Genomic DNA, 1,204 nt, shown 5'->3' with positions numbered 1-1,204 from the left:
CGACGTCCCCCCAATCTCAGTAGCACTACGCTTTAGAGTCCAAGGCTAATTTACCGGATTTCTCCGCCAGTAATTTGGCGTAGGCCGCTGGCGTCAAACCGCCCAGCGCTTTCTTGGGCCTTTCGTTGTTGTATTCCCTTCGCCAGGCTTCGATCACGATCTGAGCGTGGCGCAGACTGGTGAACCAGTGTTCGTTCAGACATTCGTCCCGGAAGCGCCCGTTGAACGATTCGATGTAAGCGTTCTGATTCGGCTTGCCCGGCTCAATGAGGAAGAGCTGAACACCCCGAGCATGCGCCCAATCCAACATCGCTCGGCTGCAGAACTCCTTGCCGTTATCCGTCCTGATCGCTTTGGGCAAGCCGCGCGTCTGCGCCAACTGATCAAGGACACGCGTCAGGTGCATGCCGCTCATCGCCCGCTCCGGCACAATGGCCACCGCTTCGTGCGTAGCGTCATCAACGATAGTCAAGCTCTTGATGACACGCCCCTCTGCTGTCCGATCGAACACGAAGTCCATCGACCAAACCTGGTTGGCCGCCATCGGTCGCGCCAGCGGATGACGGTCTGCCACCGGCACTTTCTTGCGCTTGCGCCGACGAATTTGCAGACCTGCCTCGGCATAGAGCCGATCCACGCGCTTGTGATTGACCTGTATGCCTTCCTGCCGCAGTTTCAGGTAAATCATGCTGGCCCCGTAGCGCCGGTGGCGCTGCGCCAGGGTGATGATTTTTTCCTTGAGCGAGGCATTACGGTCTGGCTGCGGCTGGTAGCGGAAGGCGCTGGGGCTCATGCCCGCCACCCGCAACGAGCGGCGTTCACTCAGCCCCTTGCCCAGCAGATAGCGCACCAGTTCCCGCCGTGACGGTGCGCTCACCACTTCTTTCGGAGAGCTTCCTTGGTGATCTCGTTCTCGAGCATGGTTTCGGCCAGGAGCTTTTTCAGCCGAGCATTTTCGGTTTCCAGCTCTTTGAGACGCTTGGCCTCCGAAACATTCATGCCGCCAAACTTGCTGCGCCAGAGGTAGTAGCTGGCTTCCGAGAAGGCATGCTTGCGGCACAGCTCGGCTACTGGCATGCCGGCTTCTGCTTCGCGCAGGAAGCCGATGATCTGTTCTTCGGTGAATCGTTTCTTCATGTCCAACTCCTTGTCATGGTGGATTGGACGCTAAAGTTACGTGCTACTCAAGATGGGGTGAACGTCG

The 1,204-nt window shown here is 58.4% G+C and carries 1 protein-coding gene; it reads right to left on the bottom strand.

The genetic code is table 11. From position 1 onward, the window contains the following. Positions 1-25: 25 nt before the first annotated feature. Positions 26-1,137 (bottom strand): IS3 family transposase gene (locus tag FLQ03_RS14745; protein WP_144374141.1). Its coding sequence is split into 2 segments (ribosomal slippage): positions 26-879 and positions 879-1,137, totalling 1,113 coding nucleotides; the frame shifts between segments, so codons are not numbered across the junction. Between the last annotated feature and the right edge of the window lie 67 nt (positions 1,138-1,204).

Origin of the sequence: Vogesella urethralis (assembly GCF_007644045.2) — a bacterium.
GTDB lineage: Bacteria > Pseudomonadota > Gammaproteobacteria > Burkholderiales > Chromobacteriaceae > Vogesella > Vogesella urethralis.
This window is presented reverse-complemented; position numbering and strand designations above follow the sequence as displayed.